This window comes from Marmoricola sp. Leaf446 (genome assembly GCF_001424755.1).
Lineage (GTDB): Bacteria > Actinomycetota > Actinomycetes > Propionibacteriales > Nocardioidaceae > Marmoricola.
Genome location: NZ_LMRF01000001.1, coordinates 1,310,635 through 1,325,822 on the forward strand (window position 1 = coordinate 1,310,635; position 15,188 = coordinate 1,325,822).

Genomic DNA, 15,188 nt, shown 5'->3' on the forward strand with positions numbered 1-15,188 from the left:
CGTCTGGCCGCGCCGGGGAAGGGGACTCGCAGATGGTGGACGCGTCGTCGGTACGCCGCTCGGTCGCCGGCGTGGTGGCCCTCGTCGCCGTGGCGGCGTTCGCGGGCGGCTGCACCTCGGAGGAGCAGGAGCCGCCGCAGGCCGACCCCAGCCCCAGCGCCAGTGCCAGCGACGACGGCGTCCTCGACTTCACCGTCTACGGCCCCGAGGCGGTCACCGACGCCTACCGCGGGCTCGCCGACCAGTGGAACGCCGACCACCCCGACACCCAGGTGGAGGTCACCGCCTACCCCGACCGCGAGCGCGCCGCCGCAGCGGTGGCGAAGGCGCGGGAGGCCGGCCAGGCCCCCGACCTGTTCCTCGCCGACCGGCAGGACCTCGGCACCCTCGTCGAGGACGAGGCGCTGCGCCGCGTCGACGACCTGCTCGCCGCTCGCGAGGTCGACTTCGGCGACGGCTTCTCCCGCGTCGGCCTGGCCGCCTTCAGCGACGAGGCCGCGCTGCAGTGCATGCCGGTCGACGTCTCGCCGCTGGTCGTCTACTACAACCCGCAGCTGATCGAGCTCGACCAGATCGCCGACGAGGGCCGGGCCGAGATCACCGCCGAGCGCGGCTGGACGATCGGCGAGTTCGGCCGGGCCGCGGCGCAGCCGCGCCGTCCCGGCGTGCGGGGGCTCTACGTCGAGCCCTCGCTGGAGCAGGTCGCGCCGTTCGTGTGGTCCGGAGGTGGGCAGGTCGTCGACGACCAGGTCGACCCGACGACCCTGACGCTGTCCGACGATGCCAGCCGCGACGCCCTGGAGCGGCTGCTCGAGGTCGTGCGCGACCCGGGGCTGACCTTCGGCCAGGACGCGCTGGAGCGGCGCTCGGCGCTGGCCCGGTTCAAGGCCGGCAGGCTCGGCATGCTGCTGGGCTACCGCGACCTCACCGCGGAGCTGCGCCGTGACCCGCGCCTGACCTTCGACGTCATGCCGCTGCCCGTGGTCAACAGCGGCGCGACCATCGCCCGCATCACCGGCGCCTGCATCTCGGCGGACTCCACCGACGAGTCCGGGGCGGCCGACTTCCTCGCCGCGCTCACCTCGCAGTCCGCCCAGGACGCGCTGGCCGCCACCGGCTACGTGATGCCGGCCAACACCGCGAGCCTCGACGACGAGGCCTTCCTCCAGGCGGGGCAGCGGCCGCTGCACTCGCAGGTCTTCCTGCGCGAGCTGCGCGACGTGCAGCTGCTGCCCGCGACGTCGTCGTGGAACGACCTGGAGTCCTCGCTGACCGGGGCGCTCGACGACCTGTTCTACCTGCCCGTGATCGACCCGCTCGAGGAGCGGCTGACCGCGATCGACGACTCGTCGGTGCCGTTCCTCGACCCGGAGGCGGCCTCGGAGAGCCCCTCGGTCGACCCGTCGCCCAGCTCGTCGCCCAGCTCGTCGCCCAGCGACTGAGCTACTCCGCGGGTGCGGTCACGGGTGCGGTCTCGGGCGTGGCCGCCGGGCGCGGGTCCAGCACCGCCTCGGCGAGCATCGGGGCGGTGATCTCGACCTGCCAGGCGCGGGCGCCGAGACGGTGCAGCTCCTCGGCGACGGCGGCCTGCACGGTCGCGGGGTCGCCCTCGGTCACCGGCGGCTTCCACATCACCCGCCGCAGGAAGTCCGGGGTCAGCAGGTTCTCGATCGGCACCCGGTGCTCCTCGGCGTACGCCGAGACCAGGTCGCGCGCCCGAGCCAGGCGTCCGGCCGCGACCGGGTCGCGCTCGGCCCACACCCGGGGCGCCGGGGGAGCGTCGCTGCGCATCGTCAGCGGCGGCAGCTGCTGGTCGGGGATCTGGCGGGCGGCCTCGAGCGCGGCCAGCCAGCGATCGGCGAAGCGGCGCGCCCCGCGGCCGTGGAAGCCCGGGGTGTCGAGCAGCGCCGAGCGGGTGGCGGGCATGGCGTTGGCCGCGGCGATCATCGCGGCGTCGGGGATCAGCCGGCCGGGCGTGGTGTCGCGCTGCTCGGCGATCTGGTCGCGCACCGTCCACAGCTCGCGGACGGCGGCCAGGCCGCGGCGTCCCTTGGCCTTGTGGATGCCGGACGTGCGGCGCCACGGCTCGGCGCGCGGCGCCGGCACGTGGTCGACGAGGTGCTGGAACTCCTCGGCCGCCCAGCGCTCCTTGCCCTGCTCCACCAGCTCGGCAGCCATCACCTCGCGCAGCTCGACCAGCACCTCGACGTCGAGGGCGGCGTACTCCAGCCACGGCGTGGGCAGTGGCCGCTTGGACCAGTCGACCGCCGAGTGCTCCTTGCGCATCGTGCGGCCCATGATCACCTCGACCAGCGTGGCCAGGCCGACGCGCGGGTAGCCCAGCAGCCGGGCGGCGAGCTCGGTGTCGAACAGCGCCCGCGGCTCCAGGCCGAGCTCGCGCAGGCACGGCAGGTCCTGGCTGGCGGCGTGCAGGATCCACTCGGCGTCGCCGATGGCGGCGTCGAGGTCGGCGAGGTCGTCGAAAGCGATCGGGTCGATCAGCGCGCTCCCGCTGCCCTCGCGGCGCAGCTGGATCAGGTAGGCGCGCGAGGAGTAGCGGTAGCCGGACGCACGCTCGGCGTCGAGCGCGACCGGGCCGGTGCCGGCGGCCACCCGGGCCACGACGTCGGCGAGCGCGTCGGGGGTCTCGGTGATGTCGGGCAGGCCGTCGCGCAGCGTGAGCAGCGGGGGAGGCTCGGGCGGGGGAGTCGTCGCGGCCTCGTCGGCGGGGGCGGTCTGGGGCTCCGTCGGCATCAGGCGGGGCCACGCTGTCCGCGGCGCGAGGGCATCACGGTGATGCCCTCCGGCACCGGCGGGAGCCCGACCGCGGTGCACAGCAGCTCGCCCCAGGCCTCGACGTGGGGGGTGAGGTCGCCGCTGGGCGACCAGGACGCACGGATCTCCAGCTGCGCGGTGGCCGGCTCGTCGGCCATGCCGCCGAAGCTCTCCGAGGACACGCAGGTGACGCTGCCCGAGGGAGCGGAGTACGTCGCCCCGTGGGCGTCGAGGGCCTCGACCAGCCAGCTCCAGCCGACCTCGGCGAGCAGCGGGTCGGTGACCAGCTCGGGGTCGATCTCGGCGCGGGCGTAGACCACGCACCGGAAGGTGCCGTCCCAGGCGTCGTTGCCGGCGGGGTCGTGGAGCACCACGAGGCGCCCGGAGCCGACGTCCTCGCCGGCGACGGTGACGTCGGCGGACAGCGCGGAGGCGTGGGGCGCGATGCGCTGGGGGGCGGGCATCTGCTCGACGAACAGCTCGGGGCGGAAGCGCGCAGCCTGGAGCTGGGTCACGGCCCGCCGGAACTCCGGGGGCGCCGCGGCCGGCTCGAGGCGTGGGTGGTCGGGTGCCGCCATGGCCTCAGGGTAGGCCGAGAGTCCGCGACCCGTGTCCCGACTCGCCGCCTGACCTGGGAGGATCGGACCATGCCCGCTGCCTCCACGACCGACCCCGCCGTGCACGACTCCGCCTTCCTCCGGGCGGCGCGTCGCGAGCCGGTCCCGCACACCCCGGTGTGGTTCATGCGGCAGGCGGGTCGGTCGCTGCCGGAGTACCGCAAGCTGCGCGAGGGCACCACCATGCTGGAGTCCTGCATGGAGCCCGACCTGGTCGTCGAGATCACCCTCCAGCCCGTACGCCGCTACGGCGTCGACGCGGCCATCTTCTTCTCCGACATCGTGCTGCCGCTCAAGGCCGTCGGCGTCGACCTCGACATCACCCCCGGCGTCGGCCCGGTCGTCGCGCACCCGGTCGAGACGCTGGCCGACGTCGAGGCGATCCCCGACCTCACCCCCGAGCACGTCGACTTCGTCACCGCCTCGGTGCGGCGGCTGGTGGGCGAACTGGGCACGACGCCGCTGATCGGGTTCGCGGGCGCGCCGTTCACCGTCGCGTCGTACCTCGTGGAGGGCGGGCCGTCCAAGGACCACGCCCGCACCAAGGCGATGATGTTCGGCGCCCCCGAGGTCTGGGAGGCGCTGATGCGCAAGATCTCCGGGATCGCGGCGGCCTACCTCGAGGTGCAGGTCGACGCGGGCGCCTCCGCGGTGCAGCTGTTCGACTCGTGGGCCGGCGCGCTGTCGCGCGCCGACTACGCCCGGCACGTGCTGCCGTGGTCGACCCAGGTGCTGGAGCGCATCGGCGCCACCGGTGTGCCGCGCATCCACTTCGGGGTCGGCACCGGCGAGATCCTCGACCTGATGGGCGAGGCCGGCGCCGACGTCGTGGGCGTCGACTGGCGGGTGCCGCTCGAGGCGGGCATCGCCCGCGCCGGCGGGCGGGCCGTGCAGGGCAACCTCGACCCGACGCTGGTCTTCGCCCCCACCGAGGTCATGCTCGACCGTGCCCGTGAGGTCGTCGAGGTCGGCCGCACGGCGCCGGGCCACGTGTTCAACCTCGGCCACGGCGTCATCCCCGCCACCGACCCCGACCAGCTGGCCCGGCTCACCGACTTCGTGCACGAGGTCTCCGCGCGCTGACCCCGGTCGGACAGACCCCGCTGCCGGGCTAGGCGGCCGGGGTCGGGCCGGCCGTCACGCCCCGGCGACGACGCACCACCAGCGCGACCGGCAGCCCGACCAGCGCGAGCAGCGCGGCGAACGGCAGCACCGCCCCGACGACGGTGGCCAGGGCCACGGCGGAGCCGGTCATCGCGTCCCAGCCGGCGCCCAGTCCGGCGAGGAACCCGCGCGCGTCCTCGCGGGCCGGCTCGTCCGCGGACGGGCGCTGGAGGTGCAGCGTGATCGTGCTGAGCGAGGTCTGGTCGGCGAGGTAGGCCTGCTGCTGCTTCAGCGAGTCGAGGTCGGCCTGGCGCCGGGCGAGGTCGGACTCGATGCGGATCACCTCGCCCAGCTGCTCGGCCCGGGACAGCAGCCGCTCGATGCTGCGGATGCTGCGCTCGGCGGCCCGCACCCGCGCCTCGGTGTCGACCACCTGGGTGGTGACGTCCTCGGCGCTGCGGGTCTGGTCGACCGCGCGGCCCAGACCGGCGAGCGCGTCGAGGGCGTCGGCGAACCGGGGCGTGGGCACCCGCAGCACCAGCGTGGAGTCCGTGGGGCGGCCGCGGTCGTCGCTGCTGGTCTGCTCGTCGGCGACCAGGCCGCCCCAGCCGCGGGTCAGCCGCAGCGCCTCCTCACGGGCGGTCCTCACGTCGTCGGCGACGACGCTCACCTCGCCCGTCGCCACCACCGCACGCTGCAGGGCCGGCTGCGCCGCGGCGGCGCCCACGACCGAGCGGCTGTCGTCCGACCCGTCGGGCGCCACCTCCTCGGTCGTGGTGCCGGCACCGTTGTCGGTGGAGGACGAGGAGGCGCCGGAGCCCGCGTCGGAGGTCGACCCCGCGTCGCCGCCAGGCCCGCAGCCGGTGAGCACCAGGAGCAGCAGCGCCAGGGGCGCCAGGCCGAGGAGGCGGGAGACGGGGGCGGTAGCGCGGGTGCGGGTCATGCCGGTGTGACGCAGCCGACGCCCCACCGGTTCCCGGCCCGGTGCGCGGGGCGTCGTACGCCGCGGGTGTGCCACGCTGGCGAGGTGCCCGACCGTCCCACCGAAGCCCGCGGGACCCGACCCCACGTGGTCGTCGTCGGCGGCGGCATCGCCGGGCTGGCGGCCGCGTACCGGCTGCGCACGCTGCGCCCCGGCGTGGACGTGACGGTGCTGGAGTCGTCCTCGCGCCTGGGCGGCAGCCTGCGGGTCGAGGAGGTCGGCGGCGTCGCGGTCGACGTCGGCGCCGAGGCGGTGCTGCACCGGCGGCCCGAGGCCACCGGCCTGGCCCGCGAGGTCGGTCTGGGCGAGGACCTCGTGCACCCGGCCACGACCACGGCCCACCTGTGGAACCGCGGCCGGCTGGTGCGGATGCCGCGCACCCTGATGGGGGTGCCCACCGACCTCCGGGCGCTGGACGGCGTGCTCTCGGCCGCCGGCGTCGCCCGGGCCGCGCTCGACCCCGTGCTGCCCGCCACCGAGCTCGGCGAGGAGGACCTCAGCGTCGGCCGGCTGGTCGAGGACCGGCTCGGGGCCGAGGTCGTCGACCGTCTCGTCGAGCCGCTCCTCGGCGGGGTGTACGCCGGCCACGCCCGCGAGATCTCCGCCCGTGCCGCGGTGCCCCAGGTCGTCGCCCTGCTCGGCCGCGACCGGGCGCTGTCCCGGGCCGCCCGTGACGCGCTGCCCCCGGCCGACCAGCCGCAGGCGGCCCCCGTCTTCGCCGGCGTCCGCGGGGGAGTGGGTCGGCTGCCCCTCGCGGTGGCCGAGGCCGCCACCGCCGCCGGGGTCGTGGTGCGCACGGGGGCCACCGTCCGCGACCTCGCCCGTCGCGCGGGCGGTGACTGGCACCTCGTCGTCGGCTCGGCCCACGACCCCGAGCTGCTCCGGGCCGACGCCGTGGTCCTGGCCACCCCGGCCCGCGCGACCGCCCGCCTGCTCAGCGACGTCGCGCCGACGGCGGCGCTGACCCTGGCCCGGTTGGAGTACGCCTCGGTCGCCATCGTCACCCTCGCCGTGCGCGAGACCGAGCTCCCGGCCGTGGCCGGCTCGGGCTTCCTGGTGCCCCCGGTCGACGGTCACCGGATCAAGGCGGCCACCTTCTCGTTCGCGAAGTGGTCGTGGGTCCGCGATGCGGGAGCCCACGACGGCCTGCTGCTGCTGCGGTGCTCGCTGGGGCGCCACCGGGAGGAGCAGGTGCTGCAGCGGCCCGACGAGGAGCTGGCCGCGCTGGCGGTCGCCGACCTGGGCGCCGCGATCGGCACGACCGTGCACCCGGTGGACGCCCACGTGCAGCGCTGGGGCGGCGCGCTGCCGCAGTACGCCGTGGGCCACCTCGACCGGGTGGCGTCGGTGCGGCGCGAGGTCGGCCGGGTGCCCGGGCTGGCGGTGTGCGGCTCGGCGTACGACGGGGTCGGCGTGCCGGCCTGCATCGCCTCCGCCGAGCTGGCGGTGGCCGAGGTGCTTCTGCGGCTTGACACAATGGAGACATGACCGAGGAGCAGAAGTCGCAGGGCAAGAAGGCGCGCGAGCTGAACGACACGATCCGCTACACGATGTGGTCGGTGTTCTCGCTGCGCGACCTGCTCGGCGCGGAGGCCGACCGCGAGGTCGAGGCCCGCGAGCTCGACGAGCTGGTGGCCAAGCTCGGGTCCGGCGACGTCGTCGTCCGCGGCCTGTACGACGTGGCCGGGCTGCGCGCCGACGCCGACGTCATGGTCTGGTGGCACGCCGAGACCGTCGAGCAGCTGCAGGCGGCCTACCACCAGCTGCGCGGCACCCGCTTCGGCCGTCGGCTGGACCCGGTCTGGTCGCAGGTCGCGCTGCACCGCCCGGCGGAGTTCAACAAGAGCCACATCCCGGCGTTCCTGGCCGGCGAGGAGGCGCGCGACTACGTCTGCGTCTACCCGTTCGTGCGCTCCTACGAGTGGTACCTCCTGGAGGACTCCGAGCGTCGCGCCATGCTCGCCGAGCACGGCCAGATGGCCCGCGGCTTCCCCGACGTGCGGGCCAACACCGTCGCCAGCTTCGCGCTCGGCGACTACGAGTGGCTGCTGGCCTTCGAGGCCGACGAGCTGCACCGCATCGTCGACCTGATGCGTCACCTGCGCGGCTCGACCGCGCGGCGGCACGTGCGCGAGGAGCTGCCCTTCTACACCGGCCGCCGGCGCACCCCGACCGAGCTGGTCACCGCGCTCCCCTGACGCGCCCGGCCCTGACGCACGACGACCCCCGACCGGACGGCCGGGGGTCGTGCTGCGTGCGTGGGGGAGTGCCGTTCAGGCGTCCTCGGGACCCGGCTCGGCGTCGAGGGTCATGCTGACCGAGTTGATGCAGTAGCGCTGGTCGGTCGGGGTGCCGTAGCCCTCGCCGGAGAACACGTGGCCCAGGTGCGAGCCGCAGGTCGCGCAGCGCACCTCGGTGCGCACGCTGCCGAAGGAGCGGTCCTCGAGGTACTCCACGCGGTCCTCGGCGAGCGGGGCGTAGAACGACGGCCAGCCGCAGTGCGAGTCGAACTTGGTCTCGGACCGGAACAGCTCCGCCGAGCACGCGCGGCAGCGGTAGACGCCGACGGTCTTGGTGTCGGTGTACTCCCCGACGTACGGCGCCTCGGTGCCCGCCTGGCGCAGCACGCGGAACTCCTCGGGGGTGAGCTCGGCCCTCCAGTCGGCATCGCTCTTGTTCACCTGATAAGTCATGGCGCCAACGATAATCTCGGCGACCAAGCGGTGAAATGCACCACACAGGGTATTGACCTCAGCAGTGGACATCTGTTCACTCAAACGGACACCCAGGGCCCAGGAAGAGGACGTCGTAGATGGTGGCTGAACGAGTGCCCGAGAAGGTGGCGGGGGCGACCCGCAAGCTCCCGTGGACCAACATCCGCAGGATCGGTGCCGGACTGACCACCCCGCTGCACCCGGACGACTACCTGTCGCTGATCAACCCGCTGTGGACCGCGCGCGAGCTGCGCGGGCGCATCGAAAAGGTCATCCCCGAGACCGACGACGCGGCGACGATCGTGATCCGTCCCGGGTGGGGCTGGCACTACGACCACGTCCCGGGCCAGTACGTCGGCATCGGCATCCAGGTCGAGGGCAAGTTCCACTGGCGCTCCTACTCGGTGTCCTCGCCGCCCAAGCGCACCGGCCGCACCATCGCGATCACGGTGCGCGCGATGCCGGAGGGCTTTCTCTCCGAGCACCTCGTCTCGGGCCTGGAGCCCGGCACGATCCTGCGCCTCGCGGCCCCCAACGGCGACTTCGTGCTGCCCGACCCGCCGCCCGCCAAGCTGTTCTTCCTCGTCGGCGGCAGCGGCATCACCCCGGTGATGTCGATGCTGCGCACGCTGGACCGCCGCGGCACCATGCCCGACGTCGTGCTCGCCTACAGCTCGCCGACCCAGGACCGCATGATCTTCCGCGACGAGCTCCAGGCGCTCCAGGACAAGCACGAGGGCCTGCGGCTGCACGAGCAGTACACCGACGACGACGGCATCCTCGAGATGTCCGACCTCGACCGGGTCTGCCCCGACTGGCGCGAGCGCGAGACCTACGCCTGTGGTCCCGCCCCGATGCTCGACGCCTGCGAGGAGCACTGGGAGCAGGCCGACCTCGAGGACCACCTGCACCTCGAGCGCTTCTCCCTCGACCTCGGCGGCGACGGCGCCGAGGGCGGCACCCTGACCTTCACCAACTCCCACAAGGAGATCGAGGTCGACGGGGCCAAGACGGTGCTCGAGGCGGGCGAGGAGGCCGGCCTCGGCCTGCCCTACGGCTGCCGCATGGGCATCTGCCACACCTGCACCCTCACCCTCGCCGAGGGCACCGTGCGCGACCTGCGCAACGGCGACGAGTACAACGGGCCCAACGTCTCGATCCAGACCTGCGTCACGGCCCTGGCCGGCGACTGCACGCTCGACTACTAGCCCGCACCCGCACCCAGCTCGACCCGTCCCACCACCCGAGCAGCACCCAGCAGCACCGACAAGGAGTCGCACGCATGGCCATCGCCGATGTGAAGGAGTACACCCACCTCTCCCCCGAGGAGGTGGAGGAGCTCGGTCGCGAGCTCGACCAGATCCGCGCCGACATCGAGGAGTCGCGCAACAGCGACGACGCGGCGTACATCAACCGGATGATCACCATCCAGCGCCGCCTGGCCACGGCCGGCCGCATCACGCTGTTCGCCAGCAAGTGGAAGCCGGCCTTCTTCGCCGGTGCCGCGATGCTCGGCGTGGCCAAGATCCTCGAGAACATGGAGATCGGCCACAACGTCATGCACGGCCAGTGGGACTGGATGAACGACCCCGAGATCCACTCCAGCACCTGGGACTGGGACACCGCCCAGCCGGCCGAGCAGTGGAAGCACAGCCACAACTACGTGCACCACCAGTTCACCAACGTGCTGGGCCACGACAACGACATCGGCTACGGCATCCTGCGGATGGCGCGCGAGCAGAAGTGGAACGTCTTCAACCTCGGCCAGCCGATCTACAACGCCCTGCTCGCCTCGCTCTTCCAGTGGGGCGTCGCGCTCCACGACCTCGACATCGAGTCCATCCGCAAGATGGAGAAGGACCCCGAGGTGATGAAGAAGCAGCTCAAGCAGATCGGGGTCAAGGTCCGCCGCCAGGTCGGCAAGGACTACATCTTCTTCCCGCTGCTGACCGGTCCCGCGGCGATCCAGACCGCCAAGGCCAACGCGCTGGCCAACCTGACCCGCAACCTGTGGTCCTACATGATCATCTTCTGCGGGCACTTCCCCGACGGTGCGCTGCACTTCTCCGAGGAGGAGATCGAGGACGAGACCCGCGCGGAGTGGTACCTCCGCCAGATGCTCGGCTCCGCCAACTTCACGGGCAGCCGGACGCTGCACATCATGTCCGGCAACCTGGGCTACCAGATCGAGCACCACCTGTTCCCCGACCTCCCCAGCAACCGCTACGAGGAGATCAGCAACCGGGTGCGGCCGCTGTGCGAGAAGTACGGCGTGCCCTACACCACCGGCCCGCTGCACCGTCAGTACGGCCAGGCGCTGCGCACGATCATGAAGCTCTCGCTGCCCAACAAGTTCACCAAGCCGGCCCGCCACGACTCGGCGGACTCGGTCGAGGTGCCGCGGGGCCGCAAGAAGGACTCCGAGCGGCCGACGCGTCGTACCGAAACCGGCACCTGGACCAGCCGGGCGTCTGCATGATCGATCAGCCCCGCACCGGGATCGGCGAGCTGCCGTTCGCGAGCATGGGGGACCTGGGCCTGGACAAGAAGCGGGTGACGCAGTGCGCGCTCAGCCGCATCTGCGGTGTCTGTGCCCAGTCGTTGGACCGTCCCGTGGCCTTCGTGGGCAGCGGCGAGGAGCTGGAGCGCAACGCGTTCCACTTCCCGCCGACCCACCGGGCGTGCGCCGAGCACGCGCTGGAGCACTGGGCGCCGAGCTGGAGCGCCTCCCTGGGGCACCCCTCGCAGCCCGAGAGCTGGGTGATGGTGACGACCTCGGGTTTCGAGTTCGTGCGCCAGAACGCCGACGCGGCCGACCGCCGCCCGGTGTTCTCGCCCAACTCGATCCTCGAGGAGAAGCGGACCCCGGCGCTCCGGAGCACCTGAGCAGGGGACCGACCGGCACGACACGCGCAGCGGGTGTCGCCGTGGCTGGCTAGATTGCAGCCATGGCGACACCCGCTGCGCACGTCCAGGCCGACGACCACGAGGTGCGGGTGACCAGCCCCGACCGGGTGATCTACCCGGCGACCGACCGCACGCCCGAGGTCACCAAGCTCCAGGTGGTGGAGTACTACGTCGCGGTCCGCGAGGGCATCATGCGCGCGCTCACCGACCGGCCGGTCGCCCTGGAGCGGTGGACCACCGGCGTCCACGAGGGGATCACGCTGGCCACCGGTCGCGGCGACAAGAGCGACGCCTTCTACTCCAAGCGGGTGCCCAAGGGCGCCCCGCCGTACGTCGGCACCGCCCGCGTCGCCTTCCCCAGCGGCCGCCCCGCCGAGGAGGTGTGCGTGACCAACCTCGCCACCGTCGGCTGGTGCGCCCAGATGGGCACCATCACCTTCCACCCGTGGCCCACGCGCAGCGGCGACAACGACCACCCCGACGAGCTGCGCATCGACCTCGACCCCCAACCGGGCACCACCTTCACCGACGCCGTCCGGGTCGCCGGCGTGGCCTGCGAGCTCCTCGAGGAGCTCGGCATCACCGGCTACCCCAAGACCAGCGGCAACCGCGGCGTGCACGTCTACGTCCGCATCGAGCCGCGCTGGGACTTCGTCGACGTCCGCCACGCCGCCATCGGCTTCGGGCGGGCCCTGGAGCAGCGCGACGAGGGCGTCACCACCCGCTGGTGGAAGGAGGAGCGCGGCGAGCGCATCTTCGTCGACTTCAACCAGAACGCCCGCGACCGCACCATCGCCTCGGCGTACTCCCTGCGGCCGCGGCCCGGTGCGCCGGTCTCGACGCCGGTGACCTGGGAGGAGCTCGCCGGCCTCACCGACCCGCGCGACTTCCACCTGTTCTCGGTGCCCGACCGGCTCGCCGATGGCGACCCCTGGGCGGGCATCGACGACACCGCCCACTCCCTCGAGCCGCTGCTGCGCCTCTACGAGGAGTCGGGGGAGGGGGAGGCCAACTACCCGCCCGACTACCCCAAGATGCCGGGCGAGCCGCCGCGGGTGCAGCCGTCGAAGAAGGTCGCCTCGCACTGGGACGACGAGGGCAACCGCGTCGAGGGCTGAGCCCCGGGGTGCGGCTCAGGCGGTGAGGCTCTCCACGAAGGAGCGCAGCGCCGGGAGGCCGAAGCTGTCGATGGGCGTGTGGGTGGCCGGGACGACCTCGGCCACCACCTGGGCGGCGAGCGGCAGCCCGAGCGTCGCGGCGAGGACGGCCTTGGCCGCCTCGTCGCGATGGTCGGGACCGAGGTCGGCGAAGACCGGGTGGTGGACCTCGACGCCGAGCCGGCCGCGGTCGACGCGGGCGCCGACGACCACGTCGCGCAGCGCGAGGTCGTGGCCCGCGACGACCACGGAGGCGGTCTCGAGGTCCTCGACGGCCGGTTGGACCTCGGGCTTCCTGCGGAACAGTGCCATCAGAACCCCGAGATCCCCTCGCCGTCGCCGGCCTGCTCGTCGAAGCTCTCGTGCTCGAGCAGGTGCAGCACCGGCACGCCGAGCTTGCGGCGGGCTCGCGAGGTCCAGTCGACGTGGAACAGCTCGGCCACGACGTGCGGCCGGGTGAGCACGATGACCTCGCGGGCGTCGACCTCGCGGGCTCGCTGCACCAGCGCGTCGACGGGCTCGCCGGTCACGGCCAGGCCGAGCGCCTGTGCCCCGGTGGCCTCCAGCGCCGTCACGGCCGCGGCGACGTCGGCGTCGCAGCGCTCCCGGACGTCGTGCCGCAGCTCCTCGGCGGCCTCGGCGTCGACGAGCACGGGCGGCGTGGTCAGCAGCTCGCCGGTGCCCAACGACCCGATGGCGCCCTCGACGCGGGCGGCGGGGTCCTCGACGGGGAGCAGCACGTGGTAGCGGACGGACTCGTCCACGCCCTCGTGGAGCGCGACCAGGTTGGTGACGTCGGTGGGGCTCAGCGGCTGCTCGACCAGCACCACCACGTCGTACGACGCACCGGGCCGGCGTGCGTCGGGGTCGGGGGTCTGGTCGGTCATGCGGTGCTCCTCACGGTCGGGTCCCCAACACCCTAGTGAGGTCGTAGCCCACGGGCTCCTCGAGCTGCTCGTAGCCGCACGACGCCGGGTCGCGGTCGGGGCGCCAGCGCTTGAACTGGGCCGTGTGCCGGAACCGGCTGCCCTCCATGTGCTCGTAGCCGACCTCGAGCACCCGCTCGGGCCGCAGCGGGGTGAACGACAGGTCCTTGCCGACGCTCCAGCGGCTCTGGGTGCCGGGCACCCGGTCGGGGTTGGCGATCGCGTCGCCGGCCCAGGCCGACCACGGGTGGTCCTCGATCGAGCACTCCAGGGGGGCGAGCTCCTCGACGAGCTCGGCGCGACGGGTCTCGGTGAAGGAGGCGGCCACACCGACGTGCTGCAGCCGTCCGGAGCCGTCGTGCAGGCCGAGCAGCAGCGAGCCGAGCAACGGCCGCTCCGGTGTCGAGTTCTTGTGGAGCCGGTAGCCCGCGACCACGACGTCGGCGGTGCGGGCGTGCTTGACCTTGAACATGGTGCGGCCGTTCTCGACGTACGCCGATGCGAGCGGCTTGGCCATCACCCCGTCGAGCCCGGCACCCTCGAACTGCTCGAACCACCGCTCGGCCTCGGCGGGGTCGGTGGTGGTGCGGGTCAGGTGGATCGACCCGGCGACGCCGTCGAGGTGGGCGAGCTCGGCCTCGAGCCGGGCCCGGCGCTCGGACAGCGGCCGGTCGACGAGCGACTCGTCGCCGATCGCCAGCAGGTCGAAGGCGACGTAGGACGCGGGGGTCTTCTCCGAGAGCATCGTGATGCGCGACTCCGCGGGGTGGATGCGCTCCTGCAGCACCTCGAACTCCAGCCGCGGCCCGACCGCCACGAACAGCTCGCCGTCGAGCACGCACCGCTCGGGCAGCTGCTCCAGCACGGCCGCCACCACCTCGGGGAAGTAGCGGGTCAGCGGCTTGGTGTTGCGCGAGGCCAGCTCGACCTCGTCGCCGTCGCGGAAGACCAGGCAGCGGAAGCCGTCCCACTTGGGCTCGAACAGCAGCCCGCCCTCGTGCTTGGCCGGGTCGGGCACGCCCTTGACCGACTTGGCGAGCATCGGTCGGACGGGCGGCATCACGGGGAGGTCCACACCGGTGAGCCTAGGAGCCGCCACCGACGACGTCGTCGTCACCGGGCGCTGGCTCCGCCATACTCGGCCCATGAGCGACGACCGCTACGCCCTCGCCGACCAGCTGCGCCTGCCCCCGGGCCCCGTGCGGCTGGCCGACCTGCCCACCGACGCCACCCCCGTGCTGGAGGGCGACAAGGCTGCCGGGCAGCGGGCGCTCGCGGTGCTGGGCGAGGAGCTGGCCGAGCTGCAGGAGCGGATGTACGCCCACGCCTACACCGGGGGTGCGCGCCGCGTCCTCGTCGTGCTGCAGGGTATGGACACCTCGGGCAAGGGCGGGGTGGTGGAGAAGGCGATCGGCCTGCTCAGCCCCAACGGGCTGCGGATCACCTCCTTCAAGAAGCCCACCGAGGAGGAGCTCGAGCACGACTTCCTGTGGCGCATCGACCGCGCCCTGCCCGGGCCGGGCGTCGTGGGCGTCTTCGACCGGTCGCACTACGAGGACGTGCTCGTCCACAAGGTGCACGAGCTGGTCGAGGAGGACGAGCTCGAGCGGCGCTACGAGGCGATCAACGCCTGGGAGAAGGGCCTGGTCGAGGAGGGCACGCTGGTGCTCAAGTGCTTCCTGCACATCTCCGCCGACACCCAGCGCGAGCGGCTGCTGGCGCGTCTCGACGACCCCGACAAGCAGTGGAAGTTCAAGCCCGGCGACGTCGACGAGCGGCAGCACTGGGGCGACTACCAGCGGGCCTACGAGACCGCGCTGGAGCGCTGCGACACCGACGCCGCACCCTGGTACGTCGTCCCGGCCGACCGCAAGTGGTACCGCAACTGGGCCGTCGCCCGGCTGCTGCTCGACGCGCTGCGGGGCATGGAGCTCGCCTGGCCCGAGCCCGACTACGACGTGGCCGAGCAGCGCGCCCGGCTCGAGGCGGAGGCCGACGCGTGAGGC

Annotated in this window: 16 protein-coding genes; 9 read left to right on the forward strand and 7 right to left on the reverse strand. The window is 73.3% G+C overall.

Annotated elements, in window-relative coordinates; all coding sequences use genetic code 11:
• The first annotated feature begins 32 nt into the window (after window positions 1-32).
• Window positions 33-1,442 carry an ABC transporter substrate-binding protein gene (locus ASG49_RS06175; protein WP_056538426.1) on the forward strand — a complete coding sequence of 470 codons (1,410 nt, stop codon included), beginning with the start codon at window positions 33-35 and terminating at the stop codon, window positions 1,440-1,442.
• A gap of 1 nt (window position 1,443) precedes the next feature.
• Here ASG49_RS06175 and ASG49_RS06180 read toward each other — a convergent pair whose 3' ends face one another.
• Complete coding sequence (locus ASG49_RS06180) at window positions 1,444-2,754, reverse strand: HRDC domain-containing protein (protein WP_056538429.1); 1,311 nt, start codon at window positions 2,752-2,754, stop codon at window positions 1,444-1,446.
• Window positions 2,754-3,353, reverse strand: a complete 600-nt coding sequence (locus ASG49_RS06185) for a DUF3000 domain-containing protein (RefSeq protein ID WP_056538432.1) — start codon at window positions 3,351-3,353, stop codon at window positions 2,754-2,756. Before ASG49_RS06185 ends, ASG49_RS06180 begins: the two co-directional genes overlap by 1 nt.
• Before the next feature lie 69 nt (window positions 3,354-3,422).
• On the opposite strand from ASG49_RS06185, the gene hemE reads away from it, so the two are divergent.
• A complete protein-coding gene (gene hemE / locus ASG49_RS06190; RefSeq protein ID WP_056538436.1) occupies window positions 3,423-4,475 on the forward strand; it encodes a uroporphyrinogen decarboxylase in 1,053 nt (350 codons plus the stop codon).
• A gap of 28 nt (window positions 4,476-4,503) precedes the next feature.
• Here the strand turns inward: hemE and ASG49_RS06195 are convergent, their stop codons facing one another.
• Window positions 4,504-5,439 (reverse strand): DUF4349 domain-containing protein, encoded by a 936-nt coding sequence (locus tag ASG49_RS06195; protein ID WP_156384202.1) that lies wholly within the window; start codon window positions 5,437-5,439, stop codon window positions 4,504-4,506.
• Between the two features lie 84 nt (window positions 5,440-5,523).
• On the opposite strand from ASG49_RS06195, the gene hemG reads away from it, so the two are divergent.
• Complete coding sequence (gene hemG / locus ASG49_RS06200; RefSeq protein WP_200936208.1) at window positions 5,524-6,966, forward strand: protoporphyrinogen oxidase; 1,443 nt, start codon at window positions 5,524-5,526, stop codon at window positions 6,964-6,966.
• Complete coding sequence (gene hemQ / locus ASG49_RS06205) at window positions 6,963-7,676, forward strand: hydrogen peroxide-dependent heme synthase (RefSeq protein ID WP_056538445.1); 714 nt, start codon at window positions 6,963-6,965, stop codon at window positions 7,674-7,676. The genes hemG and hemQ overlap by 4 nt, the downstream gene beginning before the upstream one ends.
• A gap of 75 nt (window positions 7,677-7,751) precedes the next feature.
• Here the strand turns inward: hemQ and msrB are convergent, their stop codons facing one another.
• Window positions 7,752-8,171, reverse strand: a complete 420-nt coding sequence (msrB, locus tag ASG49_RS06210) for a peptide-methionine (R)-S-oxide reductase MsrB (protein WP_056538448.1) — start codon at window positions 8,169-8,171, stop codon at window positions 7,752-7,754.
• A 119-nt stretch (window positions 8,172-8,290) separates the two neighbouring features.
• Here msrB and ASG49_RS06215 point away from each other — a divergent pair, with 119 nt between their 5' ends.
• The 4 genes from ASG49_RS06215 (at window position 8,291) to ASG49_RS06230 (ending at window position 12,217) form a co-directional block, all read left to right on the forward strand.
• Window positions 8,291-9,400 carry a ferredoxin reductase gene (locus ASG49_RS06215; RefSeq protein ID WP_056538450.1) on the forward strand — a complete coding sequence of 370 codons (1,110 nt, stop codon included), beginning with the start codon at window positions 8,291-8,293 and terminating at the stop codon, window positions 9,398-9,400.
• A gap of 74 nt (window positions 9,401-9,474) precedes the next feature.
• Window positions 9,475-10,671 (forward strand): acyl-CoA desaturase, encoded by a 1,197-nt coding sequence (locus tag ASG49_RS06220; protein WP_056538454.1) that lies wholly within the window; start codon window positions 9,475-9,477, stop codon window positions 10,669-10,671.
• Window positions 10,668-11,078 carry a hypothetical protein gene (locus ASG49_RS06225; RefSeq protein ID WP_056538457.1) on the forward strand — a complete coding sequence of 137 codons (411 nt, stop codon included), beginning with the start codon at window positions 10,668-10,670 and terminating at the stop codon, window positions 11,076-11,078. Before ASG49_RS06220 ends, ASG49_RS06225 begins: the two co-directional genes overlap by 4 nt.
• 62 nt (window positions 11,079-11,140) lie before the next feature.
• On the forward strand, window positions 11,141-12,217 hold the full coding sequence (locus ASG49_RS06230; protein ID WP_056538460.1) for a DNA polymerase domain-containing protein: 1,077 nt from the start codon (window positions 11,141-11,143) through the stop codon (window positions 12,215-12,217).
• A gap of 15 nt (window positions 12,218-12,232) precedes the next feature.
• Here the strand turns inward: ASG49_RS06230 and ASG49_RS06235 are convergent, their stop codons facing one another.
• Genes ASG49_RS06235 through ASG49_RS06245 form a run of 3 tightly spaced genes read right to left on the reverse strand, consistent with a single transcriptional unit; the run spans window position 12,233 to window position 14,257 of the window.
• Entirely contained in the window at window positions 12,233-12,568 is a 336-nt protein-coding gene (locus ASG49_RS06235; RefSeq protein WP_056538463.1) for a hypothetical protein, read from the reverse strand.
• Window positions 12,568-13,143, reverse strand: a complete 576-nt coding sequence (locus ASG49_RS06240; RefSeq protein WP_056538466.1) for a hypothetical protein — start codon at window positions 13,141-13,143, stop codon at window positions 12,568-12,570. The genes ASG49_RS06235 and ASG49_RS06240 overlap by 1 nt, the downstream gene beginning before the upstream one ends.
• Before the next feature lie 10 nt (window positions 13,144-13,153).
• Window positions 13,154-14,257 carry an ATP-dependent DNA ligase gene (locus ASG49_RS06245; protein WP_056538469.1) on the reverse strand — a complete coding sequence of 368 codons (1,104 nt, stop codon included), beginning with the start codon at window positions 14,255-14,257 and terminating at the stop codon, window positions 13,154-13,156.
• A gap of 70 nt (window positions 14,258-14,327) precedes the next feature.
• On the opposite strand from ASG49_RS06245, the gene ASG49_RS06250 reads away from it, so the two are divergent.
• Entirely contained in the window at window positions 14,328-15,185 is an 858-nt protein-coding gene (locus ASG49_RS06250) for a PPK2 family polyphosphate kinase (protein ID WP_056538472.1), read from the forward strand.
• Window positions 15,186-15,188 lie beyond the last annotated feature (3 nt).

Bases quoted from the DNA above. Each gene is read 5' to 3' on its own strand.
- hemE (WP_056538436.1), top strand. From the start codon at position 3,423: ATGCCCGCTGCCTCCACGACCGACCCCGCCGTGCACGACTCCGCCTTC.
- ASG49_RS06250 (WP_056538472.1), top strand. From the start codon at position 14,328: ATGAGCGACGACCGCTACGCCCTCGCCGACCAGCTGCGCCTGCCCCCG.
- ASG49_RS06215 (WP_056538450.1), top strand. From the start codon at position 8,291: ATGGTGGCTGAACGAGTGCCCGAGAAGGTGGCGGGGGCGACCCGCAAG.
- ASG49_RS06240 (WP_056538466.1), bottom strand. From the start codon at position 13,143: ATGACCGACCAGACCCCCGACCCCGACGCACGCCGGCCCGGTGCGTCG.
- ASG49_RS06230 (WP_056538460.1), top strand. From the start codon at position 11,141: ATGGCGACACCCGCTGCGCACGTCCAGGCCGACGACCACGAGGTGCGG.
- ASG49_RS06185 (WP_056538432.1), bottom strand. From the start codon at position 3,353: ATGGCGGCACCCGACCACCCACGCCTCGAGCCGGCCGCGGCGCCCCCG.
- ASG49_RS06235 (WP_056538463.1), bottom strand. From the start codon at position 12,568: ATGGCACTGTTCCGCAGGAAGCCCGAGGTCCAACCGGCCGTCGAGGAC.
- msrB (WP_056538448.1), bottom strand. From the start codon at position 8,171: ATGACTTATCAGGTGAACAAGAGCGATGCCGACTGGAGGGCCGAGCTC.
- ASG49_RS06220 (WP_056538454.1), top strand. From the start codon at position 9,475: ATGGCCATCGCCGATGTGAAGGAGTACACCCACCTCTCCCCCGAGGAG.
- ASG49_RS06175 (WP_056538426.1), top strand. From the start codon at position 33: ATGGTGGACGCGTCGTCGGTACGCCGCTCGGTCGCCGGCGTGGTGGCC.
- ASG49_RS06180 (WP_056538429.1), bottom strand. From the start codon at position 2,754: ATGCCGACGGAGCCCCAGACCGCCCCCGCCGACGAGGCCGCGACGACT.
- hemQ (WP_056538445.1), top strand. From the start codon at position 6,963: ATGACCGAGGAGCAGAAGTCGCAGGGCAAGAAGGCGCGCGAGCTGAAC.
- ASG49_RS06195 (WP_156384202.1), bottom strand. From the start codon at position 5,439: ATGACCCGCACCCGCGCTACCGCCCCCGTCTCCCGCCTCCTCGGCCTG.
- ASG49_RS06225 (WP_056538457.1), top strand. From the start codon at position 10,668: ATGATCGATCAGCCCCGCACCGGGATCGGCGAGCTGCCGTTCGCGAGC.